This window comes from Sinosporangium siamense (genome assembly GCF_016863435.1).
Classification (GTDB): domain Bacteria; phylum Actinomycetota; class Actinomycetes; order Streptosporangiales; family Streptosporangiaceae; genus Sinosporangium; species Sinosporangium siamense.
The window spans coordinates 352,392-376,689 of sequence record NZ_BOOW01000018.1 but is presented as its reverse complement, the minus strand read 5'-3'; the positions used below and the strand labels follow the sequence as shown (position 1 = coordinate 376,689).

Here is a 24,298-nt window from a genome sequence, read left to right as displayed (position 1 = left end):
GCCAGGTCAGGCGGTCGGCCGGTGGCCCGGCCAAGGGAGCGGCGGAAGGGACGGAGAGAGGTCTGCGCACCGGCACCGCGCACTTCACGGCGGGCGTGTCTGCCAAGAGTTTTCCACGGCCTTTTCCCACCACTCCCCGTGAACGGACGAGAGGAACGACCAAAGGCAGGGAGGATTATGTTCGCGCGCTCGGCATCCCCCGTCCCCGGCCCGAAAGGCGGCCTTTTCGCCCGCCACATAATGGATTACGAGTCCGACCCGGCGGGATTCCTCGACAAGTGCCGGCGGGAATACGGTGACGTCTTCGGTTTCGACGCGGACGTGGTCGTCGTCACCGATCCCGCGCTCGTGCACGGCGTGCTGGCGCGCACCAACCGGGATTCGGTCCCCAACGCCAATCCGCTGCACGGCGGGCGCCTCCCCACCCCGGAGCAGACCGAGCAGTGGATGAAGGTGCGCCAGGCGGCGCTGCCGGTGCTCAAACCCGGCTCCTATCCGGCACACCTGCCCGCCGTGCGCGACGTCCTCAGCGAGGACCTGCGGGCGCTTGAGGGCACGTGGTTCGACCCCGTCGAGCACGCCTGGGCGGCAGCCGTACGCCCCATGCTCCCGCTCTTCGTCCGCGGCCCGGCGCCCGAGCTGCTGGAGGCGATGCTCGCGGCCTTCAGGGAGGGGCGGCGGGCCGGAGAGGCCGCGATCCGCGTCCCGAGGTGGTTGCCGAGCCGCCTGCGCCGGCGCGTCGCCGCGGCCGACCGCCGGATCCGCGACCACACCGTCACCCTGCTCGCCGAGGCCCGCCCAGGGCGGGCGGAGGCAGGACCGGACACGTTGCTTGAGCACCTCGCCGGGCTGGAGCACCCGCTGCCGCCCGACGTCGCCGAGGACGCGCTCGGCTTCATCCTGCTCGGGTCCATCGGCACGATGGGCGGGGCCTGGATATGGCTGCTCTACTACCTCGCCGGGCACCCGGACGCACGCGACCGCGTCCGCGCCGAGGCCGACGCCGCGGGCCACCTGGACGAGAGTGCTTTGCCGTACACCAGGGCGTTCGTGCAAGAGGTGCTGCGGGTGCGGCCCCCGGCGTGGCTGGTCGGGCGGGACGCGATCACGCCGGTGTCCCTCGGCGACGCCGAGGTGCCGGCCGGCACGGCGATCATGTTCAGCCCCTATCTGATGCACCACGACGAACGCTGGTGGCGGGACCCTGCGAGGTTCGACCCCGGCCGCTGGCTGACCGGCGAACCACCGCACGCGCCGCACGCCTACCTCCCCTTCGCCACAGGCCCCCGGGGGTGCCCCGGCACTTACCTGAGCCTGAGCGTGCTGACGCAGGCCACCGCGCTCATCGCCGCGGACTACGACTTGACCGCCCGCGACCTCGACCGCGTCACAACCGTCTTCGGCTCACTGCTGCTCCCCGAGGGCCTGTCCTGCCACCTGACCCGCCGCACGCCGGGAGGTACGGTGACCCGCGGTCAGGCGAGTGAGATCAACTCGCGGTAGTCCTCGGCGGCGGGACCTGGGCCTCGGCGTTCAGGTAGGCGAGGACCGCCAGGACACGGCGGTTGTCGTCCCCGGACGCGGCGAGGCCCAGTTTCGAGAAGATGCTGTTGGTGTGCTTGCTGACCGCCTTCTCCGAGAAGAACATCCGTGCGGCGATGGCCGCGTTGGAGCGGCCCTCGGCCATCAGGCCGAGCACCTCGCGCTCCCGTTCGGTCAGGCTGTGCACCGGGCTGGTCTCGGTGTCGTGCTTGATCATCAGCTCGGAGATCACTTTGGGGTCCATCACGGTTCCACCTGAGGCTACCTGCTTGACCATGTCGACGAAGCGGCGCACGTCGAAGACGCGGTCCTTGAGCAGATAGCCCACGCCGCCGTTCTGGTCGGACAGCAGCTCCCGTGCGTATATCTGCTCGACGTGCTGGGACAGCACCAGGATCGGCAGCCCCGGCACCTGGGCGCGGGCCTGGACGGCGGCCTGGAGCCCCTCGTCGGTGAAGGTGGGGGGCAGCCGCACGTCGACGATGGCCACGTCGGGCCGGTGGGTGAGCAGGGCCCGCAGCATCGCCGGGCCGTTGTCCACCGCCTCGATCACCTCGAAGTCGTGTGCGGTGAGCAATTGGACCAGGCCCTCCCGCAGCAGTGCCAGGTCTTCCGCGATCACAACTCGCACGGGATCTCCATCGTCACTAGGGTCGGTCCGCCCACCGGGCTGCTGATGTCGAGCTCACCGTCGAAGGCCGCCAGACGGCGCTGGAGCCCGCGCAGGCCGCTACCGCCCTCGGCCTTGGCGCCGCCGCGCCCGTTGTCGCCGACCTGGGCGCGGAGTCTGCCGCCGGCGTGCCAGAGCCGGATGCTCGCGTGGTTCGCGCCGCTGTGCTTGGTGACGTTGGCGAGCGCCTCCGCGATCACGAAGTAGGCGGCGGACTCGATCGGCGGCTGAGGCCGTCCGGGCAGGTCGACGGAGACCTCGGCGGGGATGGCCAGGGCCACCGCGAGCGCCCTGACGGCGCCGTCGAGCCCGCGCTCGGCGAGCACCGGCGGGTGGATGCCGCGCACCAGGTCGCGTAGCTCGGTCAACGCCTGGCTGCTGGACTCCATGGCCTCGGCGAGGAGCTGTCGCACCAGGGCGGGGTTGGTCTCCAGTTGGGTGTCGGCGAACCCCAGTTTCATGCCGAGCAACACGAGGCGGGCCTGCGCCCCGTCGTGCAGGTCCCGCTCGATCCTGCGCAGCTCGGCGGCCTGCGCCTCCGCAGCGTCCGACCTGGTCTCGGTCAGGTGCTCGACGCGCAGGGTGAGGCGGGCGTTGCGGGTGGGCGCGAGCAGCGCGCGGTTGAAGCGAATGTGCAGCCGCCCCAGCGCCGGCGCGATCAGCAGGCCGAGCACCACGAAGAGGAGGCCCTGCGGGATGGCGAGGTTGGCTTCGCCCTGGTCGGTGATGAACCAGGTCACGCCGAAGCCCCAGTGCGGGCCCATGCTCTCCCAGAGGAACGGGGTGACGAACATGCCGTTGAGTCCGTAGGCGACACAGGCCGCGGGCAGCAGCCCGAGGACGAGGCCCACGGGGGCGTTGAGCGTCATCCACAGAATGTCCCGCCAGGTGGCGGGGTCGGACAGCAGCCGGCGGCACTGGGCGAAGGTGCCCGCGGTGTCGTAGGCGCCGTCCGCGGCGGTGTGCCGGTAGGGGACATCGATGGCCACACCCGACCACTCGCGGGCGGTGCGCCGGTGGAAGCCGGCGAGACCGCGCACGGCGTTCACGACGATCGGCAGGATGAGGAAGCCTATGCCGACCACCAGGGTGGCGAGGGTGACGACCGTGACGGTCCACAGGACGACGCTCCCGGCCTGGGAGAGCACGGCGACCAGCAGCCCCCGCATCGTCCAGCGCAGCCGCTCCACGAGCCCGAGCCGCCGCGGTGACCGTGCGGCCCCGACCTTGTCCACCTGCGCCAACCTCCTGTGCCCCACCACCGCACGCATGCGGTGGGTGGCGCCGGGGGTTCCAGGTGGCCTGACGCCCCCCGCCCCGGCCTCACGTCCTGTTCAAGGATCCCATGTGAACACCGGTGAAGCGATGGGGATCAGCCCAGGTCAGGGGTAGGGCTATCTCTACCCCGCCTGTGGAAGAAGACCCATCGGCCCGGCCCCCTGCCCGTCCATAGCGTGGACAACGTGATCGCGTGGGGCACGCGACAGGTTCAGGGAGTTTGAATGAACACCACCACCGCTGCGGACGACGCAGTACGGCTAGACAAGGTTCGCAAGGTGTACGGCCAGGGCGCCGGCTCGGTGACGGCCCTGAACGGCGTCAGCCTGAGTTTCCGGCGCGGCAGCTTCACCGCCGTGATGGGTCCCTCTGGCTCGGGCAAGAGCACCTTTCTGCACTGCGCGGCGGGGCTCGACCGGCCGACCTCGGGCACCGTCCTGCTGGACGGCCAGGACCTGAGCGGCTGCGACGAGACCACGCTGACCAAGATGCGGCGCGAGCGCATCGGCTTCGTCTTCCAGGCGTTCAACCTGCTGCCCGCCCTCTCCGTGGTGCAGAACATCACCCTCCCGCTGAAGCTCGCGGGGCGTCGCCCCGACCGCGGGCGGGTGGCGGAGGTCATCGAGCGGGTGGGGCTCGGCAACCGTGCGAACAACCGTCCCGCAGAGCTCTCGGGCGGCCAGCAGCAGCGCGTGGCGATCGCCCGCGCGCTGGTGACCGGGCCCGCGGTGGTCTTCGCCGACGAGCCGACGGGCGCGCTCGACACCCGTACCGCCCGCGAGGTGCTGTTGCTGATTCAGGAGTCCGTGCGGGCGCTGCGGCAGACGGTCGTGATGGTGACGCACGACCCGGTGGCCGCGTCCTACGCGGACCGGGTGGTGTTCCTCGCCGACGGCCGGTTCGTGGGGGACTACTACAACCCGACGGCCGAGGCGGTCGCGGAGCGCATGACCCGCCTCGGCGCGTGGGCCGACGAGGCGCACGGCGCCTACGACCGGCAGCCCAGCGCGACCGGAGGAACGTTCTGATGTTGTCTCTGGCCCTGCGCACGCTACGGTTCCGCCTCGGCGGATTCGCGGCCACCTTCATCGCCGTGTTCTTCGGCGCGGCCCTCATCATGGCCTGCGGCGGGCTCATGGAGAGCGGCGTCCGCAACGCGGTGCCGGCCCAGCGGCTCGCCGCGGCGCCCATCGTCGTGGCCGGCGATCAGAACTACGACGGCTCCCGGCTCTCCGAGCGGGTGCGGCTCGACCGGGCGCTGGTGCGCACGGTCGAAGGTGTGCCCGGGGTGGCAAGGGCGGTCGCCGACGTGTCCTTCCCCGTGGCCGTCGCCGGCGACGGCCGGCCGGTCACGGACGAGTCCGGCGGTGCCGCCGGCGACGAGCGGCGCCCGCTCGGCCACGGCTGGGATTCCGCGGAGCTCGCCCCCTACACCCTCACCTCAGGATCGCGGCCCGGCGAGGTGGGTGACGTGGTGCTCGACACCGGTCTCGCCGAGCGGGCCGGTGCCCGCGTGGGCGACCGGGTGCGGATCGCCGCCGCAGGGCGCACCCAGGAGTTCCGGCTGACCGGCATCGTCAAGCAGGCCGGTGGGCGTGCGGCGGCGCAGCCCGCCGTGTTCTTCACCGGCGAGCAGGCGGCGGCGTTCGGCGGCGGCACCGTGGACGCGATCGGGGTGCTGCCCGAGCCGGGCACGGACGTCGCCGAGCTGCGCGACCGGATCGACAAGGCCCTGCCCGGTGCCGCCGTGACGCTGACCGGCGACAACCGGGGGCTCGCCGAGTTCCCCGAGGCCGCAGGCAGTCAGCAGAACCTCGTCATGCTCTCCGCGATCTTCGGCGGCTGGGCGATCCTGGTCGCCATGTTCGGAGCGTCCTCGACGCTGGGCCTGACCGTGCGGCAGAGGCAGCGCGAGATGGCCCTGCTGAAGGCGATCGGCACCACCCCGTCCCAGCTGCGGCGCATGATCCTCGGCGAGACGCTGGTCGTGTCCGTCCTGGCCTCGGTGCTCGGCTGCCTGCCGGGCGCGCTGATGAGCCACCTCCTCTTCGACAGGCTGGTCGGCGCCGGGATCGTCTCGGGCGCCGTCGAGTTCCGGCAGGGCCTCGCGCCCGCGGTCGTCGCCGTCGCGGCCTCGCTGCTGGCCGCGGTCGGCGCCGCGCACATCACCGCACGCAAGGTCGCCGAAACCCGGGCCACCGAGGCCCTGGCGAGCAGCGCCACCGAGGGCCACTGGCTTACCCGCACCCGGATCGTGCTGTCGGTGCTCTTCCTCGCCGGCGGCGCCGCCATGGCCGTCATGACCGTGACGATGATGGAGGGCGACCTGACGGCGAGCACGGCGGGCCCCGCCTGCATCATGTGGGCCATCGGCCTGGCACTGCTCGCCCCAGGCTTCACCAAGGCGATCGTGTGGCTGCTCCAGGGCCCGCTGCGCGCGCTGACCGGCCTCACGGGGCATATGGCGGTGCTCAACTCCCGCGCCCACACCATCCGGATGGCCTCGACCATCACCCCGATCATCCTGCTGACCGGCGTCGCCAGTGGCACGCTGTACATGCAGCAGATCGAGGACGCCTCCAACCGGGCCGCGCACACCGGGGTCCTGCGCGCGGACAACGTGCTGACCTCCAGGGCCGGCGGGTTCGCCCCCGGCACCCTCGACCGGGTGCGGCAGGTGCCGGGCGTCGACGCGGCCTCCTCCTACGTGACCAGCACAGGCTTCGTGCAGAGCCCCGAGGACGCCGCCCAGACCGGCGACGGCCGGCCGCTCCAGGGCGTCGACGACGCGGGCAACCTCACGGTGCGCGCCGCCACAGGATCGCTGTCCGAGCTGCGCGGCGACAGCGTCGCGCTGCCCGTCGAGCACGCCGAGTCCCTGGGGCGCGAGGTAGGCGACTCCGTCACCCTCAGGCTCGGCGACGGCACCCCGGTCACGGTGAAGGTGGTGGCCACCTACCACCCGAAGGGCGACGCGGGGGCGCTGCTGATGCCCGCCCCGCTGCTGGCCCCGCACACCACCGACAAAGTCGCGAAGCAGATCCTGGTGCGCCACGCCGCGGGGACCGACCCCGCCAAGGTGACCGCCGCGGTGACCGCACTCGTCAAGGACCAGCCGGGCGTCGAGGTGTCGGGCAGCGGCGCGCTGACCGCGGAGCGCACCGCGGGCCAGCAGCAACTGGCCACCGTCAACTACCTGGTGGTGGGGCTGATCGTCGGATACACCGCGATCTCCGTGATCAACACCCTGATCGCGGCCACCGGCCGCCGCCGCAGGGAGTTCGGGCTCCAGCGGCTCACCGGCTTCACCAGGAAGCAGGTCATGGCGATGACGGGCCTGGAGAGCGTGCTCACCGCGATCGCCGGGGTGTTCCTCGGCACGGTCGCCGCGGCCGTCACCGTCTTCCCCTACAGCCTCGCCAAGCTGGACAAGGTGGTTCCGCCCGTGCCGCTGTGGATCTACCTCGCGGTCGTGGCCTGCGCCGTACTGATCACCTTCGCGGCGACCTTGCTGCCGGCCTGGCGCGCCACGAGGTTCCGCCCGGTGGAGGCGGCGACCGCGGCCGCCTAGCGACGGACACGGTGTCCGTCCCCAGGGGGGATGGGCCCCGGGGACGAACACCGTGGCCCATCCCCCGGGGCAGCGACCAGGCAAGCCGGGACGTCCCACCGCCGCAGGACATGGAGCCGCGGCACGACCGTCTTCGGCTCGCCGCCGCCTCCGAGGGCTTCTCCCGGCGGTACGGTGACCCGCGGTCAGGCGAGTGAGATCAACTCGCGGTAGTCCTCGTTCCAGAAGTCCTCGTCGGCCTCCGGCAGCAGCAGCACACGATCGGGGTGCAGGGCGTCGGCCGTGCCCTCGTCGTGGGTCACCATGACGATCGCCCCCGGATAGGAGTCGATCGCCGCGAGGACCTCCTCCCGGGAGGCCGGGTCGAGGTTGTTGGTCGGCTCGTCCAGGAGCAGCACGTTGGCGCCGGAGTGGACCAGCCCGGCCAGCGCCAGGCGGGTCTTCTCGCCGCCCGACAGGACCCCGGCGGGCTTGCCGATGTCGTCTCCGCCGAACAGGAACGCGCCCAGCACCTGCCGGGCCTCGCCCTCGGTCAGGTGCGGGGCGGCGGCGGTGAGGTTCCACAGGACCGAGCGGCCCATGTGCAGGGTGTCGTGCTCCTGCGCCAAGTAGCCGAGTTTGGGGCGGGGAAGCGGGTCCTCAGCTAGGAAATGCGGGGCGTCGACATACCTTCGAGGCTAACCGGAGGGTGAGTGCCGAGGCCGACGGTTATCGGGCCTTCTTGACAGGGCACCGTACCGGCGCTGAATACTGGCTATGCCACTTAGCCGCAATGTGGCGTCTCCCCGTGCACCTGGGTCACAGCGTCACACCGATGTCGCCCGTGACTCGGAGGCACCACGAGACACCGTCCACAGCGCTCAGCCCGGCACAGCGCTTAGGCAACACAGCGCTTAGGCAGCACAGGCGCACAACCAGCACAGTGCTCACCACGAAGGGGGCCACCCATGTCCGAACGCCGAATCCTGATCCGCGGCGGGCACATCCTCACCATGGACGACCTGATCGGCGACTTCGAGACCGGCGACCTGCTCATCGAAGGCACCCGCATCGCCAAGGTGGCCGAGCACATCGACGAGCCCGCCGACGAGATCGTCGACGCCCGCGGCACCTTCGTGATCCCCGGCCTGATCGACACCCACATCCACCTGTGGCAGACGACCGTGCGCGGCGCCGCCGCCGAGATCATCGGTCCGGAGTATCAGGCGAACGTCAAGCGCCTGCGCAACAACTACACCGCGCACGACAAGTACGTCGCGAACTACGTCGGCGCTCTGGAGGCGATCTCCGGCGGCACCACCACCGCGATCGACCACTGCCACGACGTGCCGGACGTCGAGCAGTCCCACGCCACTGTGCGCGGCACCAGGGAGGCCGGGCTCCGCACGGTCTACGCCCCCACCATGAACTCGCGCAGCGCCGGCAACCCGTCGACCCACGAGGAGCGCCTGGCCGCCGTGCTCGACGCGCGCGACCACATCCTCGCCGACGACAACGGCGGCCTGCTCTACCCCGGCATGGCGCTGACGGACGTGCCGTTCGTGCGGGCCGCCGGCGAGCGCTGGGACTGGATGGCGCGGGAGGCCGAGTTCGCCCGCGAGCACGGGATCTTCATGACGATCCACAGCACCTCGCAGGACCACATGACCAAGCTGAACGACTACGGGGTCCTCGGACCGGACTTCCTGCCGTCGCACTGCCGGGTGTTCAGCTCCTATGAGTACGACCTGCTCAAGGAGAACGGCATGTCGGTCAACATCACGCCGGTCGCGGACTACCGCCATGGGCTGTGGCACCACGTGACCGAGGCGGTACGGCACGGCCTCAACGTGTCCTACGGCATCGACAGCGTGGTGTTCGGCGCGGGCACCCTGCTGTCGCAGGTGCGGCTCGTCGGCGAGATGCAGCGGGCGACCGACATGTGGACCGAGCGCGCGCAGGGCCGAGGCGAGGTGCGCCGCCCGGGCCTGCCGTTCATCACCCCGGCCGACATCCTCAAGCAGGCGACGCTGGGCGGCGCGATCGCGCTGAACCTCGGCGACAAGGTCGGCAGCCTGACCCCCGGCAAGCAGGCGGACATCGTGCTGATCAAGGAGAACGAGTTCGGGTTGACGGCCGCCTCGCCCGAGGCGTACATCGTCTACGACACCGACCGGCACAGCGTCGACACCGTGATCGTCAACGGCCAGGTGCGCAAGCGGGCCGGCCGCCTCGTGGACGTCGACTACGACCGCATCAGGGCGCTGGTGAACGAGTCGACGTCGCGCATCTGCGGCACCCCGATCGAGGGCGTGCGCCGCGTCTGGTGGACCCCGGCAGCCGAGCGCGCCGCATGGGACCGCCAGGCCCCTTCGCGGGACCTCGGCGACGATCTGGGTGAGACGGTGCAGGAGAAGTCGATGGCCGGCCGTGCGGGCTGAGCGCTGCTATTGATCGATCGTTCGAACCATCATCGGCGACCGGGCACCCTCGTGAGGTTAACGGGAAGTGACGGTCGCCGATGGAACAGGGCATGGGACAGGTACATACCTCACCACCGCCGCCTGGGAGCCGACGACGTCACGGACACTCTCGCCTCGCTCGCCTCACCCGCCCAAGAAGAGGAGGACGGGATCTCGGGGTGATCCGGTTACCGGTCCTGAACCGCCCTGTTCGCCCGGCGATCACACGAACCGCAGCCCCGATCGTGAGGTGACGGCGGGCGCACTGTTGACGTGACGGAAAAGTGCGGCTTACTGTCAGGTGGCAAAGCCAGTTGTCCACTGGACCGACCGGCCACCCCGGCCGGCCGGCCCCCGCACGCTCGCGACCGAGACGACCGCCGGCCACAGCTCAGGCCCCCGGCCCACCTCGGTGAAGGCCCCGGAATACGCCCGGGGTCCCCGGACCGGCAGCACACCGGTTCCCTCCGTACGGAAACTCCCCGACGCTCCCGGAGAGCCGATCGGACCACAAGTCCCGGACTGTCCGGCGAGCGCACACCGATATCCCGCACGGGCCCGTATCCACAGCCTCATACGCGGCCCGGCGACCGGCGACCCGCATGTCCCACGCGTTTTCCTGGATTCCCCCCGGAGAGGCGGACAAGTGACGCAACTACGGAAATATCGGCATTCACGCCTTCGGCTGTGCTCGGCAGCGGCAGCCGCGCTCCTTCTCACCGCCGCCTGCGGCCAGGGCGCCTCCAGCGGCGGCGGTGACGGCCCCATCAAGATCGGCTCCTCCCTCCCCCTCACCGGGGAGTTCAGCGAGGCCGGCCAAGCCACCCAGAAGGGCTACCAGACCTGGGTGGCGCTCACCAACCAGAACGGCGGTCTCCTCGGCCGCCAGGTCGAGATCATCGTCAAGGACGACGCGACCAACCAGAACACCGTCGTCACCGACTACAACGCCCTCATCGCCCAGGACAAGGTCGACCTGCTGCTCGGCACCCAGTCCTCCCTGCTCAACCTCCCCGCCTCCGCCATCGCCGAGCGCAACCGCATGCTCTATGTCGAACCGGCCGGAGGCGCCCCTGAACTCTTCGAACGCGGCTTCACCTATCTGTTCTTCTCCCAGCAGGCCACCACCGACTATCAGGGCGCCGTCTGGGCGAAGTGGGTCGCCTCCCTCCCCGCCGACAAACGCCCCAGGAAGGTCGCCTATCCCAGCGTCGACGATCCCTTCTCCAAGTCGGTGGCCGACGGCGTCGAGAAGATCCTGACCGCGGCGGGCATCCAGACCGCCTACAAGGAGGTCTATCCGCTGGGCACCAAGAACCTCGACTCGATCGTCAACGCCGTGGCCGCCAGCGGCGCCGACGCCGTCGTGCACGGCTCTGTGTTCGAGGACGGCGTCACGTTCGTCCGTGCGATGGAACGTGCCAACTTCAAGCCCAAGCTGATCTATCAGAGCCAGGCGCCCGCCTTTGGCAAGCAGTACCTCGACGGTGTAGGGCAGAAGGCCACCGAGGGCATGTTCTACTCCACCAGCTGGAACGAGGTCGCCGAGACCCCCGGCAACGCCGCCTTCGTCGCGAAATATCGTGAACTGTTCAAGGAGGAACCCACCGAGGACGCCGCCGACGGTTTCGCCGCGGCCGAGGTGGTCGCCGCCGCGGTCAAGGGGGTCGGCGGCATCGAGGACCAGAAGGCACTGGCCGACTGGCTGCACGCCAACAAGGTCGACACCATCCTCGGCACCCTGAGCTGGGACAAGGCGGGCAGGCCGACCGGCGAATACCTGGTCGGGCAGTGGCAGAACGGCAAAGCCGAGATCGTGCTCCCGCCCGAGGTCGCCACCAGCAAACGCCTCGTGCGGTACGGCGGAGGCGACCTGTGACCTCCTTCCTCCAGATCCTCGTCCTCGGGATACTCACCGGCGGCGTCTACGCGCTGCTCGCCTCAGGCCTCACCCTCGTCTTCGGCGTCATGAGGGTCATCAACATCGCCCACGGCGCGTTCATCCTGACCGGCGCATTCCTCGCCTACACGTTGTGGCGGTGGAGCGGCCTGGACCCGCTGCTGCTCACCGTCGTGGTGGCCGCGGTCATGTTCGGCGTCGGATGGCTGGTCTACCTGGTGGCGCTGCGCCCTGTGCGCACCGCCCCCATCACCACGACCGTGCTGCTCACCTTCGGCGTCGCCCTGCTCCTTGAGGGCCTCATGGGCGTGGTGTGGGGCAACACCTCACACTCGATCCGCCCCTCCTACGCTGACGAGTCCTTCACCCTCGCGGGTCTCTACATCCCCGAGGTCCAGGTCTACGGCGGGCTCCTCGCACTCGCCGTGCTCGCCGCTCTCTACCTGATCATGCAGCGCACCTGGCTCGGCCGCGCCATCCGGGCTAGCTCCGTCAACGAGCCGGGCGCCCGGCTGGTCGGCGTCTCGGTGAGCTCGGTCGCGGCGATGACCTTCGCCCTGGGCGTCGCCGGGGCCGGGATGGGCGGCTCGATCATGGGCATGCTCTATCCCTTCCTCCCCGGCTCGCACTACCAGTGGATCGCCCGCCTGCTCGCCATCGTCGTGCTCGGCGGCCTCGGCAGCCTGCCAGGCGCGGTCGTGGGGGCGCTGCTGATCGGCGTGGCCGAGGTCATGGCCAGCTCATACATCGGTCCTGAGTGGACGACGGCTGTGCCGTTCCTGGTGATCTTCATCGTGCTGCTGGTCCGCCCCCAGGGCCTCATGGGCACCCGCCTGCGAGAGGATGTGGCGCCGGCATGAGGCTCTCGCCGTACACCGTCGCGATCGGCGTCGTCGCCGCGGTCATCACCTTCTTTCCGGCGCTGACCGACAACCTCTACTACCAGAACATGGTGATCCTCTCGCTGGTCTTCGCGATCAGCGCGGCCGGCCTCAATGTGATCACCGGATACACCGGCTACATCTCCCTCGGCCAGGGTGCCTTCCTCGGCATCGGCGCCTACGTCTGCGCCATCCTCTCCCAGCACGTGGACGTCTCCCCGTTCGTCTGGGTGCCGCTGGCCGGAGTCGTGGCCGCGGCGGTCGCGATGCTGCTCGGGCTGGTGACGTTCCGCTCCCGGGGTCCGTCGTTCGTCATCATCACCATCGCGTTCCTGTTCCTCGTGCAGTTCGTCGCCACCAACTGGACCTCCCTCACCAACGGCTCGGCCGGCATCACGATGCCGCTGCCGGACTGGGACCCGGCTCTCGGCAACTGGCCCTTCCACCTCGCCCTCGTGGTGCTGCTCGCCCTCTCGCTGGTCATGTCGTGGTGGATCCGCCGCACCAAGTTCGGCATGGGCCTCATCGCCATCCGCGAGGACGAGGACAAGGCCGGCACCATCGGCGTCAACGCCCCCGTCTACAAACTCCTCGCCTTCGGCGCCAGTGCCCTGTTCGTCGGCATGGCGGGCGCCGTCTACGGCTACTACCTCACGTTCGTCGACCCGATCGGCATGTTCACCATCCTGGTCAGCGTCCAGATCGTCCTGTCGCTCATCCTCGGCGGGCGCGGCACCCTCTTCGGTCCCGTGCTCGGGGCCTTCATCATCGAGCCGGTCAACGCGGTCGCCAACAACGAGTTCGGCGGCGGCAACGTGCGACTGCTGCTGTTCGGCGCCCTGCTGGTGCTGCTCGTGCTGCTGCTCCCGCGCGGCATCCTGCCCACCGTCGCCGGCCTGCCGGCCCGCCGCCGCACCCGCGGCACTGCGGGGCTGACCGGGGCACGGCTGGAGATCGCGGAACGCCCGCCTCCCCCCGCCGCGCCCGCGCCGAGCGGGAAGGTGCTGCTGGAGGTCAAGGGGCTCGCGAAGAGCTTCGGCGGGCTGCGCGCCGTGGACGGCTGCTCGTTCACGGTGCCCGAGGGCAGCATCACCGGTCTGATCGGCCCGAACGGCTCGGGCAAGACCACCGTGTTCAACCTCATCGGCGGCTCGATGGAGGGCGACGGCGGCGAGATCTGGCTGGACGGCAGGCGCATCGACCGGCTGCCGCCATGGTCACGAGCTCATCTGGGCTTGGGCCGTACTTTCCAGACCACACGCCTGTTCAACGAGATGACGGCTTTGGAGAACGTGGTGGCGCCGCTGCGCGACTTCTCCTTCGGACAACTCCGGCTGGACGGCGTCAGCGGCGCCGAGGCGGCCAAGGCGCAGGAGCTGCTCGACTTCGTCGGCATGGGCGCCTATCGCGACCACCCGGCCGGGCAACTCTCCTACGGGCAGCAGAAGCTGGTCGAACTCGCCCAGATCCTGGTGCTCGACCCCCGCCTGATCCTGCTCGACGAGCCGGCCGGCGGCATCAACCCGACGCTGATCGAGCGCATGGGCTCGCTCATCCGCGAGCTGAACGCCGACGGCAAGACGTTCCTGCTGGTCGAGCACAACATGCCGTTCGTGCTCGGCCTGTGCGACCCCATCCGCGTGCTGGCCCAGGGCCGCTGCCTCGCCGAGGGCACACCGCAGGAGATCCAGCGCGACCCCCGTGTGGTCGAGGCGTACCTCGGCGACGACTACCTGCTCGAATCCACCAACGGAGGCCGCTGATGCTCACGCTCACCGACGTGGTCGCCGGGTACGGCGGAGGCAACGTATTGCAGGGCGTGACCCTGTCGGTCGAACCCGGCCACGTGGCGTGCATCGTCGGGCCGAACGGCGCGGGCAAGTCCACCGTGCTGCGCACGGTCAGCGGACTGCTCCAGCCCCGCTCGGGCACGATCACGCTCGACGGCCGGGCCCTGCACGACCTGTCCGCGGCCGAGATCCTCAAAGCCGGGGTCTCCCAGGTGCCGCAGGTCGGCGGCGTGTTCCCCAACCTGACCGTGCGGGAGAACATCCTGATGGGCGCCTATGTGATCCGCGGCGAGCGGGCACTCGTGCGGAGCCGCTACGACGAGGTCCTCACGCTGTTCCCCGCGATAGCGGCGCGCACCAAGGACAAGGCGGGCAACCTGTCAGGCGGGCAGCGCCGCATGGTGGAGTTCGCCCGCTGCCTCATGCTCCAGCCGAAACTGGTGCTGCTCGACGAACCCTCCCTCGGCCTCGACCCGCTCGCCCTCGGCCAGCTCCACGAGTCGGTCGAACTGATGCGCGCCCAGGGCAAGGCCGTCCTGCTGGTGGAGCAGAACGTGCGGTTCGGCCTGCGCATCGCCACCGAGGGCATCGTGATGGAGAGCGGCCGCGTGCTGCTCACCGGCCCGGCGGAGTCCGTCCTCAACAACCCGGAGATCGCCGCCCTCTACTTCGGCGGCGCCGTCTCCACGTCCACCACCACCACGTGACCCGAGTACGGCACAGCCGCCTCCTAGCCGCCGCTCCGGCTCCCGCCGTAGCGGCGGCGGCCGAGGACGGCGGCGAGGCCCATGGGGGCGAGGAGGGCCGCCGCCGCGGTGAACAGCGTGCGGTAGTCGCCGCCCGCGGCGAGGAGGGAGCCGGCCGCCGTGGCGGCGGCGCTGCCGACGAACAGGGCGCCGGCGAAGAGGCCGACGGCGGTGGCGCGGGCGTGGGGCACCACGTCGGTGATCCAGGTCTGCAGGGTGGAGTGCACGAACGCCCAGGCCGCACCGAGGAGTGCGCCGCCGATGAGGACGGCGGCGACTCCTTGGGAGTAGGCGAGCAGTGCCGTGGCCGCGAGGCCGCAGGTGGTGCCGGTGGCGATGAGGGCGGCGGCGGACATGCGGCGGCTCGCCCGGCGGACGAGTCCGGCGGACAACAGGACGGCTATGCCGTACGCGGCGGAGATGAGGCCGGCAGCTGTGTCCGGGACGCCGTTGGCGATGAGCGCGATGGGAAGGAAGGTGACGGCGCCGAGCAGCACCATGCCCTCGACGAAGACGAGGACGAGCACGAGCAGTGCCCACCGGTCGCCGAGGACGGTGGCGATGGCTTTGAGGGCGCCTTTCCTCTGCCGGGGGAGGTCGCCGGGTTCGGGCAGTGTGCGCAGGGCGTAGGCCAGGACCGCGGCGGTCACGGCGGTGACGGCGAAGGCCGCGCGCCAGTGGAGGTATTCGGCTGCCGCGGCGCCGAGGACGGAGGCGAGGGCGAGGCCGACGGCGGCGGCGGTCATGAGCCTGGTGAGGGGGCGTTGCCGCTGTTCGAAGGGGGTGGTGTCGCCGACATAGACGATGCCGCCGGGCACCGCGGCGGCGAAGGCGGCGCCGGTGAGCGCCCGGCTGAGGGTGAGCATCTCCAGCCCGGTCGACAGGGCGGCGCCGAGGCCCCCGGCGGCGGCGAGGGCGAGGGACAGGCGCAGGGTGCGGCGGCGGCCGAGGCGTTCGGAGACCGGGCCCCAGACGGCCTGCATAAGGCCGTAGGCCAGGAAGTAGACGCTCGCGACCTGCGCGGCGGCGGTCAGGGTGGAGCCGGTGCCGACGGCGATGGCCGCCAGCATGGGGGCGATCACGAACCTGTCGAAGGAACTGGTGAAGGCGGCCGCCTCCAGCAGGCGCAGTGCGCGTGGAGTCAAGCTCACAGAACCGTCCTCGTCCGGGGGGCGGGAGATGCACGTCTGACCAGGTCCGGCAAATTGGCCATGCCACAGTCTGACCACATGGTAGAAGTCCCGGTCAAGGCGGCCCCCGGCTCTTGACGCGCATGCCGCAGGCAGTCACAATTGGCCAGGCCAATTAGCCAAAGGAGGGATAGCGATGACCACGTCCGAGGAGGGGATGCGCCGGTTCGCCGATCGGCTGCGTTTGCGGGCGGTGCGGATGGTCGCTCCCCAAGGCTTCGGCTACCTGGGCCAGGCGTTGTCGTCGGCCGAGACCTTCGCGGCGCTTTACACCTGCGCCTACCGGCCGGACCACGACCGGCTGGTCGTCTCTCCCGGCCATTACATCATCGCGGCCTACGCCGCCGCCGTTGAGGTCGGGCAGCTCCCCGAGGAGGTCCTCGCCACCTACGGGCAGGACGACTCCGATCTTGAGGCCATCGGCACCGAGACCTCCCCGGGGGTGGACCTGACCTGCGGCTCCCTCTCCCAGGGGCTGTCGGCCGGGCTGGGTTTCGCCCTCGCCGACCGCATCAAGGGCGAGGCCGGCCGACGGGTCTTCGTCATCGCCAGCGACGGCGAACTGGAGGAGGGTCAGACGTGGGAGGCGGCGATGTTCGCCGCTCATCACGGGCTGGGCGCGGTCACCGTACTCCTCGATGCCAACGACTCGCAGGTGGACGGGCCGGTCTCGCAGATCACCACGCTTGAGCCGATCGCGGCCAAGTGGGAGGCGTTCGGCTGGCACGCCGCCGACGTCGACGGTCACGACGTCGCCCGGCTCGCCCACGCTCTCGGCGAGGCGGCCCTGGATCCCAGGCCGAGCATCGTCGTCGCCCGCACCTCGACCCGGCACGGGCTGGCCTGCCTGCCGGAGGACGCCGACGGGCACTTCATCAAGCTTCCGCCGGAGCTGGCCGACGCGGCCGTGCGCGAACTGGAGAGCCGTCTTGCGTAAGCCGCCCTATCCCACCGTGCTCAAGCCGTACGGCACCGCCCTGCTGGAGCTGGCCCGGGAGCGCGAGGACGTGGTCTGCCTGTCGGGCGACCTGACCCGTCAGTGCGAGGTCGACCTGTTCCGCGACGAGATCCCCGAGCGGTTCGTCAACACCGGCATGGCCGAGGCGAACATGATGGGCATCGCCGGGGCGATGGCCAGGCGCGGGCTTGTGCCGTTCGTGCACACCTTCGGGGTGTTCGCGACGCGGCGGCCGTTCGACCAGATCGTCAACGCGATCGCCTATCCGAGGCTGCCGGTGCGGATCGTCGGGTTCATGCCGGGGGTGTCCAGCCCCGGCGGGCCGAGCCACCAGGCGATCGAGGACGTCGCCATCATGCGCGCCCTGCCCGGCATGACCGTGATCGATATGGCGGACGCGGTGGAGATCCGGCAGGTGGTCCGGCAGATCGTCGATCTCCCGGGTCCGGTCTATCTGCGGCTCAAGCGGGGTGAGATCCCGGTCGTCTTCGGCGACGACCACGAGTTCTCCCTGCGTCACGCCCAGGTGCTCCAGTCGGGTGGGGATGTGGCGATCATCGCCAACGGCATGATGCTCTCCTCCGCTTTGTCGGCCGCCGAGGCGCTGCGCGACGCCGGGGTGGGGGTCACGCTCGTCAACGCGCCCGTGGTCAAGCCGTTCGACACGAGCACCGTCGAGGCGGTGGCGCGTGACGTGCGCGCCGTGGTGACCGCGGAGAACCACACGGTGGTGGGCGGCCTCGGCAGCGCGGTGGCCGAGACGCTCGCCGAGGCCGGGCTCGCGCGGCCGCTGCGGCGGGTCGGGATCGGCGACACCTTCGCCGAGGGGGCGAAGTCGGCGCCGCACCTCTTCCGGAAGTACGGCCTGTCCACGCAGGACATCGTCGACGCCGCCTGGGACGCACTCGGGCGCGGGGACGCGCCGCCGGTCGCGACCGCGGCGAGCGCCGACAGCGGTGAATATGCACCGGTGTAAAGCACCGAATCATAAGAGGAGAGTGCGTTGACCCTCAACTACGCCGCCAACCAGCAGTCCACCCCGATCGCCTCACCCGGTGCGAGCATGGCGGTCGACTGGGAACGCCGGGTCGACTTCGACCGGCTGCGCCGTGAGCGCTTCGCCAAGGTCCAGGCCGCCCTGGAGACCTCCCACCTCGGCGCGCTGATCCTCTTCGACATGAACAACGTCCGCTACACCACCGCGACGCACATCGGGAACTGGGCCCGCGACAAGCTGTTCCGCTGCGTGCTGGTCATGCGCGGCCACGACCCGATCCTGTGGGACATCGGCTCGGCCGCCCGCACCCACCAGCGCCACGCCGACTGGTTCGACGCCGCCAGCTGGCAGGCCGGCCTGTCCAGCTGGCGCGGCTCCATCCCCGTCGAGGTCGGCATCGAACGCGGCAACGCCGCCCGCATCGCCGGCATCCTGCGCGACAACGGCCTGGCCGGCGAAGCGATCGGCGTCGACGTCGTCGAACTCCCGGTCCTGCGCGCCCTAGAGGCCGAAGGGCTGCACATCGAGGACGGGCACGGCTTCATGCAGGAGGTCCGCCAGATCAAGACCCCCGACGAGATCGCCCTGCTCGACCACTCCGCCGCCCTGGTCGACGGCGCCTACGAGGAGCTCTACCGCGCTCTGCGCCCCGGCATCCGCGAAAACGACCTCGTCGCCCTCGTCAACCGCTACCTCTACGAGCACGGCTCGGAAGAGGTCGAGGCGGTCAACTCCATCTCCGGCGAGCGCTGCAGCCCCCACCCCCACGTGTTCTCCGACCGGCTGATCCGCCCCGGAGACACCGCCTACTTCGACATCATCCACTCCTTCAACGGCTACCGCACCTGCTACTACCGCACCCTCAACGTCGGCGGCGCGAGCCCGGCGCAGCGCGAGGCCTACCGGCGTGCCCGGGAGTTCATGGACGGCGCCATCTCCGAGATCCGCCCCGGCGCCACCAGCGCGGACGTGGTCCGGCACTTCCCCGCCGCCCAGGAGTTCGGCTACGCCACCGAGGAGGAGGCGTTCGGGCTCCAGTACTGCCACGGCCTGGGCCTGTCCAACTGGGAACGCCCGCTGATGAGCCGCCTGCACTCCTTCGACCACCCGATCACCCTCCACGAGGGCATGGTGTTCGCGATCGAGACCTACTGGCCGACCCCCGACGGCAGCGCGGCGGCACGCATCGAGGAGGAGGTCGTGGTCACCGCGAACGGGTGCGAGCTGCTGACCCGCTTCCCGGCCGACCAGCTGTATGTGGCGGGCACCCGTTATTGGACCGGCCTTGAGTTCGGGCAGTGAGGAGAACCTGAAGATGATCGATTTGAAGACCGTGGGCTGGCTCGGCACCGGCAGGATGGGAGCCGCCGCGGCGCACCGCCTGCTGGACGCCGGGCACCCGGTGACGGTGTGGAACCGCACCAAGAGCAAGACCGACCCGATCGCCGCGGCGGGCGCGACCGTCGTCGACACCATCCCGGAACTCGCCGGCAACGACGTCGTCTTCATCTGCGTCTCGGCTTCCAAGGACCTGGAAGAGGTCGTCATCGGGGCGAACGGCCTGCTGTCGGGCGACCTCCGGCCGAAGGTGGTCGTCGACTGCTCGACCGTCTCCGCGGAGAGCTCCGCCCTGGTCAGGGAGCGGGCGGCGGAACTCGGTGTGGCGTTCCTCGCCTCGCCGGTCAGCGGCAACGCGCACGTCGTCGCCGAGGGCGGCGCCTGCCTGATCGCCTCCGGGCCGCGTGAGGTGTTCGACGCGGTCGAGCCCTTCCTGAATGTGCTCGGCAAGGTCGCGGTCTGGGCCGGAGAGGAGGAGCAGGCGCGGCTCGTCAAGCTCGCGCACAACCTCTACCTCGGCATGATGGTGCAGGCCCTCGCCGAGGTCACCACCCTCGCCGAGAAGGCCGGGGTGCCCCGGGCCAACTTCCTTGAGTTCCTCAACGGCACGGTGCTCGCCTCCGACTGGGTGCGCAAGCGCACCCCCGACCTGGTGGCGCTCGACTTCACCCCGACCTTCACCGCCACGTTGCTGCGCAAGGACTTCGACCTCGGCCTGGCCGCCGCCCGGCGGGAAGAGGTGCCGATGCCGGTCGGCGCCACCGTGCACCAGGCCATCCAGGCCGCCGTCGGCCTCGGCCACGGTGATGACGACCTGCTGTCGCTGTACGCGGTGCAGGCCAAGATCTCCGCCCTGAAAGGGGAAGACAAGTGAGTCTTAAGCAGGCGCTTGAGCGCTGCCCCACCGAGCTGCTGATCGACGGGGCGTGGGTGCCCGCGAGCGACGGCCGCCGCATCTCGGTCGTCGACCCGGCCACCACCGAGGTCTTCGCAAACGTCGCCTCCGCGACCCCCGAGGACGCCGTGGCGGCGGTGGACGCCGCGTCACGCGCCCTGCCGGGCTGGGCCGACACACCGCCCCGCGTGCGCTCCGCCGTACTCCGCCGGGCCTATGAGCTGATGATCGAGCGCCGCGAGGAGTTCGCCGCGCTCATCAGCGCCGAGAACGGCAAAGCCCTCGCCGACGCGCGTGCCGAGGTGAACTACGCCGCAGAGTTCTTCCGCTGGTTCTCCGAGGAGGCGGTCCGGCTCGCCGGAACGATCCAAACCGCGCCTTCGGGTGGTTACCGCATCGTGGTCGACCGGGTGCCGATCGGCGTCGCCGTCCTGATCACCCCGTGGAACTACCCCGCGGCCATGGCGACCCGCAAGATCGGCCCGGCTCTGGCGGCCGGCTGCTCGGTCGTGCTCAAGCCCGCCAGCGACACGCCGCTCACGGCACTGGCCGTCGGCGCGCTCATGCTGGAGGCCGGTGCGCCGCCCGGTGTCGTCAACGTCGTGCCCGCCGACCGCTCCAGCAAGGTCGTCACGGCGCTGCTCGACCAGCCCGCCGTACGGAAGCTCTCCTTCACCGGGTCGACCGAGGTCGGCCGGGTGCTGCTCAGGCAGGCGGCCGAGCGCGTGATCAGCTCGTCCATGGAGCTCGGCGGCAACGCGCCCTTCCTCGTGCTCGCCGACGCCGACCTCGACGCGGCGGTGGAGGGCGCGATGATCGCCAAGATGCGCAACGGCGGCGAGGCGTGCACCGCGGCCAACCGGTTCTATGTGCACGAGTCTGTCGCCGAGGAGTTCAGCCGCAAGTTCGCCGAGGCCATGCAGGCCGTACGGATGGGACCTGGCCTGGAGGAGTCCACCGAACTCGGGCCGCTCGTCAACGAGTCGGCGCGCGGCAAGGTCGACGAACTCGTGCAGGACGCCGTGGACCGGGGGGCGGTCATCCGCACCGGTGGCAAGGCGCCCGATCGGACCGGCTACTACTACGAGCCCACCGTGCTCGACCGGGTCGACGCGGGGTCGGTCATCCTGGCCGAGGAGATCTTCGGTCCTGTGGCGCCCATCGTGCGGTTCAGCGACGTCGACGACGCGATCCGCATGGCCAACGACACTCCCTATGGGCTGGTCTCCTACCTCTACACCACGGACCTGCGTGAGGGCATGCGCGTCGCCGGCAAGCTGGAGGCGGGCATGGTCGGCCTCAACCGGGGGCTGGTCTCCGACCCGGCGGCGCCGTTCGGCGGGGTGAAGGAGAGCGGCCTCGGGCGCGAGGGCGGCCACGAGGGGATGCTGGAGTACACCGAGACGAAGTACATCGCCACCGACTGGTGAGACGTGGTGGGGGGAGCCGGGCGACTCCCCCCACCATTGTTTGGCTTCAGTTCCCGTTGGGGTCTTGCTTCCCGTTGGGGCTTTGGTTCCCGTTCGGGCTTTAGCTCTCGTTGGGGCTTTGGTTCCCGTTGAGGCGTGGGCGGGTGGGCCGCATGTCGTCGTCGGGAATGGCAGGTGTCCTCTGCTCCGCCACGCCTGCCGTCACACCGGCCCAGCGCCGGAGTGTGGCGGTGGCCGCGTCACGGTCGGCCGGGTTCAGCCGGGAGATGTTGGCGCCGTGGTTGGCCTGCGGGGCGGTGTAGCTGTAGGAGTCCCGCTTACTGGGGGTGAACACCTCCGCGCCCCACGGGTCGAACTCCCCGTTGACAAAGAGCATGCGCTCCGCCTTCGTGCGCACCCAGCGGTCGACGTCGAGCATCGGCCGCGGATCGTGCCGGGAGCGGAGCTCACGCGGAAGCACCGCGTTGGGCTGGTAAAGCCCCGGATAACGCCTCAGCTCACGCAGGTGCGGGAACTTCAGATCGCCCCACCCCAACTGGGTGGCCGCCTGGTAGTAGTAGGGCGTGTAATAGTCGATCCCCTGGTCGGTGTAGAACGTCCACGACGAGACCCGGTCGATCCAGGCGTAAAGCTCCTGGTCCGTGGCCGTCACCGGCGGCACACCGGCGCAGTCGGCCGGGCCGAGATATTGCCAGAAGGCCCATGCGGTGTCGAGCACCGTCATTTCCAATGACCGGTCAGCCGTGCCCAGCGTCCTTGTGAAGGTGAGCCCGTTGCGAGCCGCCTCCGCCTCCAGCATCGGCACCAGGCGGTCACGCCGTTTCAACGCCTCACGCTGCACGTTTTCCAATGCCGTACGGCATGCGGCGTCGCCGACCGTTTCGAAGAACCTGTCGTAGGCGCGGTCGTGGTGGTTCACCCGGTCGTTGGGGGCCACGTAGGCGACGACTCCGTCGACGTCGCCGGGGTAGAAGCGGCGATGGTAGACGGAGGTCATGCCGCCTTTGCTGCCGCCGGTCTGAATCCATTTGGCGTTGTAGATCGATTTGAACGCCTGAACGATGCGGTGTTCGTCGGTCGCCTCCTGCCAGATGTTCAGGTCGTCCCAGTCGGCGGGGTCGGGACGCGAGGAGCGGAAGAAGCGGTGCTCGACGGAGAGCTGATTGCCGTCGAGCAGGCGGGTCGGCTCGGTGCGGGAGGGCACCGGGTTCACGGCCAGGCCGTAGCCGTTGGTGAAGAGCACGACTGGGGCTGTCGCCTCCCGGTGGAGCAGGGTGAGGCGTTGCTGGAAGGTGCCCTCACCGGGGTCGCGGTGGTCGACCGGCTGGGTGAAGGACAGCACGAAGAAGCGATAGCCGGTGACGGGGGTCTCGGACACCACGGTCAGGCCGGGGATGGCACGCAGGCGGTTCAGCAGTTCGTCCTCGGCCACCACGGCTGAGGGAGCGCCGGCTTCAGCGGTGGCGGGGAGGGTGGGGCCGATGAGAGTCGTCGCCGCGACGGTCGCCGAGGCTAACAAGGCCAAAAACCGAGAGCTCACGGTTAGCACTCCTCTTTAGGTGGCTATTCCGCTCGACGTTATCCCGAGGTCATTAGCTGGTTAAGGGCCTAGTGCATACCATCTGTCCATATCATTCGGCCGCCTTACCATTGGGATACCGGTGTCGAAGGGCAATACGTGACCGGTTGGAGGCTTGTCTTGCTGGTCGGGCGGCATGTCTTCCTGCGGAATGCCTTTCGGTGCGGGCTCCGGCACACCGGGGGAAGTTGTATCCGTTTGTCCGGAAATAAAATGACAAAGCCCGGCCGGGCGCTGGCCGGGCTTCCGTGGCCTTACTCCCGCGTGTTACCCCCACGCGGCACTCCCGCCTGGTACTTCCGCGCGGTACTCCCGCCTGGTGCTCCCGCGCGGTCAGACGGCGGCGCGGAGCACCTTGAGGAAGGCTCGCATCCAGGCCGGGTGGTCGGGCCAGGCGCGGCCCGTCACCAGGTTGCCGTCCACGTGGGCCTCGCTGTCGACCCACGTGCCGCCGGCGTGCTCGACGTCGAGGGCACACGCCGGGTAGGCGCTGCTCACCCGCCCCTTCAGCACCCCGGCGGCGGCCAGCACGAGCGGCCCGTGGCACAACGCCGCGATGGGCTTGCCCGCCTCGGCGAAATGTCTGACGATCTCCTGGCAGTGGCGGTCGTTGCGGATGTATTCCGGCGCACGCCCGCCGGGCACGACCAGCGCGTCGTAGGCGGGCGCGTCGACGTCGGCGAAGGCCACGTCGGCAGGCCAGGCGTGGCCGGGCTTTTCGGTGTAGGTGTCGAACCCGTCCACGAAATCGTGCACCACGAACTGGAGTTTCTTCGCGCTCGGCGCCGCGATGTCGACCTCGTGGCCCTCTTCCAGCAGGCGCTGGTAGGGGTAGAGGACCTCAAGATCCTCCGCCGCGTCACCCGTGACGATCAGCACCTTCGCCATCGCGCATCCTCCATGGTCTCTTTGAGTTCCGGGTCACTTTAAGGTCCGGTCTCTTTGGGGCCGGGGTCTCTTTGGGGTCCGGGGTGTATTTGAGGTCCGGTCTGTTTGAGGTCCGGGTGCGCGCCCCCGGTTGAGGGCGCGGCCCTCGCCGCAGGTGAAACCAACACCTTCCCGATATCCCGCGGGCCGACACGTCCGCGGGGG

18 protein-coding genes and 1 pseudogene are annotated in these 24,298 nt (G+C 70.2%); 13 read left to right on the top strand and 6 right to left on the bottom strand.

From position 1 onward, the window contains the following. Positions 1-177 precede the first annotated feature (177 nt). Positions 178-1,503, top strand: coding sequence for a cytochrome P450 (locus Ssi02_RS14945; RefSeq protein WP_204025889.1), 1,326 nt, complete (start codon positions 178-180; stop codon positions 1,501-1,503). Here the strand turns inward: Ssi02_RS14945 and Ssi02_RS14940 are convergent. Together Ssi02_RS14940 and Ssi02_RS14935 are read right to left on the bottom strand one after the other, a co-directional pair. Next, positions 1,490-2,173 carry a response regulator transcription factor gene (locus tag Ssi02_RS14940; RefSeq protein WP_204025887.1) on the bottom strand — a complete coding sequence of 228 codons (684 nt, stop codon included), beginning with the start codon at positions 2,171-2,173 and terminating at the stop codon, positions 1,490-1,492. The genes Ssi02_RS14945 and Ssi02_RS14940 overlap by 14 nt on opposite strands. Then, on the bottom strand, positions 2,161-3,447 hold the full coding sequence (locus tag Ssi02_RS14935) for a sensor histidine kinase (protein WP_239128915.1): 1,287 nt from the start codon (positions 3,445-3,447) through the stop codon (positions 2,161-2,163). The genes Ssi02_RS14940 and Ssi02_RS14935 overlap by 13 nt, the downstream gene beginning before the upstream one ends. A gap of 267 nt (positions 3,448-3,714) precedes the next feature. On the opposite strand from Ssi02_RS14935, the gene Ssi02_RS14930 reads away from it, so the two are divergent. Beyond that, positions 3,715-4,518, top strand: coding sequence for an ABC transporter ATP-binding protein (locus Ssi02_RS14930; protein ID WP_204025885.1), 804 nt, complete (start codon positions 3,715-3,717; stop codon positions 4,516-4,518). Further along, a complete protein-coding gene (locus tag Ssi02_RS14925; protein WP_204025882.1) occupies positions 4,518-7,061 on the top strand; it encodes an FtsX-like permease family protein in 2,544 nt (847 codons plus the stop codon). The genes Ssi02_RS14930 and Ssi02_RS14925 overlap by 1 nt, the downstream gene beginning before the upstream one ends. 185 nt (positions 7,062-7,246) lie before the next feature. On the opposite strand, the pseudogene Ssi02_RS14920 reads toward Ssi02_RS14925, so the two are convergent. Beyond that, positions 7,247-7,726: pseudogene (locus Ssi02_RS14920) on the bottom strand (ATP-binding cassette domain-containing protein); the annotation flags it as partial. A 282-nt stretch (positions 7,727-8,008) separates the two neighbouring features. Between Ssi02_RS14920 and Ssi02_RS14915 the strand changes: the two are divergent. The 5 genes from Ssi02_RS14915 (at position 8,009) to Ssi02_RS14895 (ending at position 14,780) form a co-directional block, all read left to right on the top strand. Then, entirely contained in the window at positions 8,009-9,481 is a 1,473-nt protein-coding gene (locus Ssi02_RS14915; protein WP_204025878.1) for an amidohydrolase family protein, read from the top strand. Positions 9,482-10,148: 667 nt separating this feature from the next. Next, positions 10,149-11,381, top strand: a complete 1,233-nt coding sequence (locus tag Ssi02_RS14910) for an amino acid ABC transporter substrate-binding protein (protein WP_204025876.1) — start codon at positions 10,149-10,151, stop codon at positions 11,379-11,381. Next, positions 11,378-12,262 (top strand): branched-chain amino acid ABC transporter permease, encoded by an 885-nt coding sequence (locus Ssi02_RS14905; RefSeq protein WP_204025874.1) that lies wholly within the window; start codon positions 11,378-11,380, stop codon positions 12,260-12,262. Before Ssi02_RS14910 ends, Ssi02_RS14905 begins: the two co-directional genes overlap by 4 nt. Further along, a complete protein-coding gene (locus Ssi02_RS14900; protein WP_204025871.1) occupies positions 12,259-14,046 on the top strand; it encodes a branched-chain amino acid ABC transporter ATP-binding protein/permease in 1,788 nt (595 codons plus the stop codon). The genes Ssi02_RS14905 and Ssi02_RS14900 overlap by 4 nt, the downstream gene beginning before the upstream one ends. Continuing rightward, positions 14,046-14,780 carry an ABC transporter ATP-binding protein gene (locus tag Ssi02_RS14895; RefSeq protein WP_204025870.1) on the top strand — a complete coding sequence of 245 codons (735 nt, stop codon included), beginning with the start codon at positions 14,046-14,048 and terminating at the stop codon, positions 14,778-14,780. The genes Ssi02_RS14900 and Ssi02_RS14895 overlap by 1 nt, the downstream gene beginning before the upstream one ends. Before the next feature lie 23 nt (positions 14,781-14,803). On the opposite strand, the gene Ssi02_RS14890 is transcribed toward Ssi02_RS14895, so the two are convergent. Further along, the gene (locus Ssi02_RS14890) at positions 14,804-15,970 is read right to left on the bottom strand and encodes an MFS transporter (protein WP_204025869.1); all 1,167 of its coding nucleotides are present in this window, start codon (positions 15,968-15,970) and stop codon (positions 14,804-14,806) included. A 175-nt stretch (positions 15,971-16,145) separates the two neighbouring features. Here Ssi02_RS14890 and Ssi02_RS14885 point away from each other — a divergent pair, with 175 nt between their 5' ends. From Ssi02_RS14885 to Ssi02_RS14865, 5 genes are read left to right on the top strand one after another with little or no spacing between them, the layout of a single operon-like run. Beyond that, positions 16,146-16,946, top strand: a complete 801-nt coding sequence (locus tag Ssi02_RS14885; RefSeq protein WP_204025868.1) for a thiamine pyrophosphate-binding protein — start codon at positions 16,146-16,148, stop codon at positions 16,944-16,946. Continuing rightward, positions 16,939-17,943, top strand: a complete 1,005-nt coding sequence (locus Ssi02_RS14880) for a transketolase family protein (protein WP_204025867.1) — start codon at positions 16,939-16,941, stop codon at positions 17,941-17,943. The genes Ssi02_RS14885 and Ssi02_RS14880 overlap by 8 nt, the downstream gene beginning before the upstream one ends. Before the next feature lie 27 nt (positions 17,944-17,970). Then, positions 17,971-19,266 carry a M24 family metallopeptidase gene (locus tag Ssi02_RS14875; protein ID WP_204025866.1) on the top strand — a complete coding sequence of 432 codons (1,296 nt, stop codon included), beginning with the start codon at positions 17,971-17,973 and terminating at the stop codon, positions 19,264-19,266. Between the two features lie 13 nt (positions 19,267-19,279). Continuing rightward, positions 19,280-20,176: an NAD(P)-dependent oxidoreductase gene (locus tag Ssi02_RS14870; protein WP_204025865.1), complete on the top strand. Its 897-nt coding sequence runs from the start codon at positions 19,280-19,282 to the stop codon at positions 20,174-20,176. Further along, positions 20,173-21,627 (top strand): NAD-dependent succinate-semialdehyde dehydrogenase, encoded by a 1,455-nt coding sequence (locus Ssi02_RS14865; RefSeq protein WP_204025863.1) that lies wholly within the window; start codon positions 20,173-20,175, stop codon positions 21,625-21,627. Before Ssi02_RS14870 ends, Ssi02_RS14865 begins: the two co-directional genes overlap by 4 nt. Before the next feature lie 100 nt (positions 21,628-21,727). Here the strand turns inward: Ssi02_RS14865 and Ssi02_RS14860 are convergent, their stop codons facing one another. Both Ssi02_RS14860 and Ssi02_RS14855 read right to left on the bottom strand, forming a co-directional pair. Continuing rightward, a complete protein-coding gene (locus Ssi02_RS14860) occupies positions 21,728-23,167 on the bottom strand; it encodes a S28 family serine protease (protein ID WP_239128914.1) in 1,440 nt (479 codons plus the stop codon). Positions 23,168-23,539: 372 nt separating this feature from the next. After that, positions 23,540-24,094 carry a DJ-1/PfpI family protein gene (locus Ssi02_RS14855; RefSeq protein ID WP_204025862.1) on the bottom strand — a complete coding sequence of 185 codons (555 nt, stop codon included), beginning with the start codon at positions 24,092-24,094 and terminating at the stop codon, positions 23,540-23,542. Positions 24,095-24,298 lie beyond the last annotated feature (204 nt).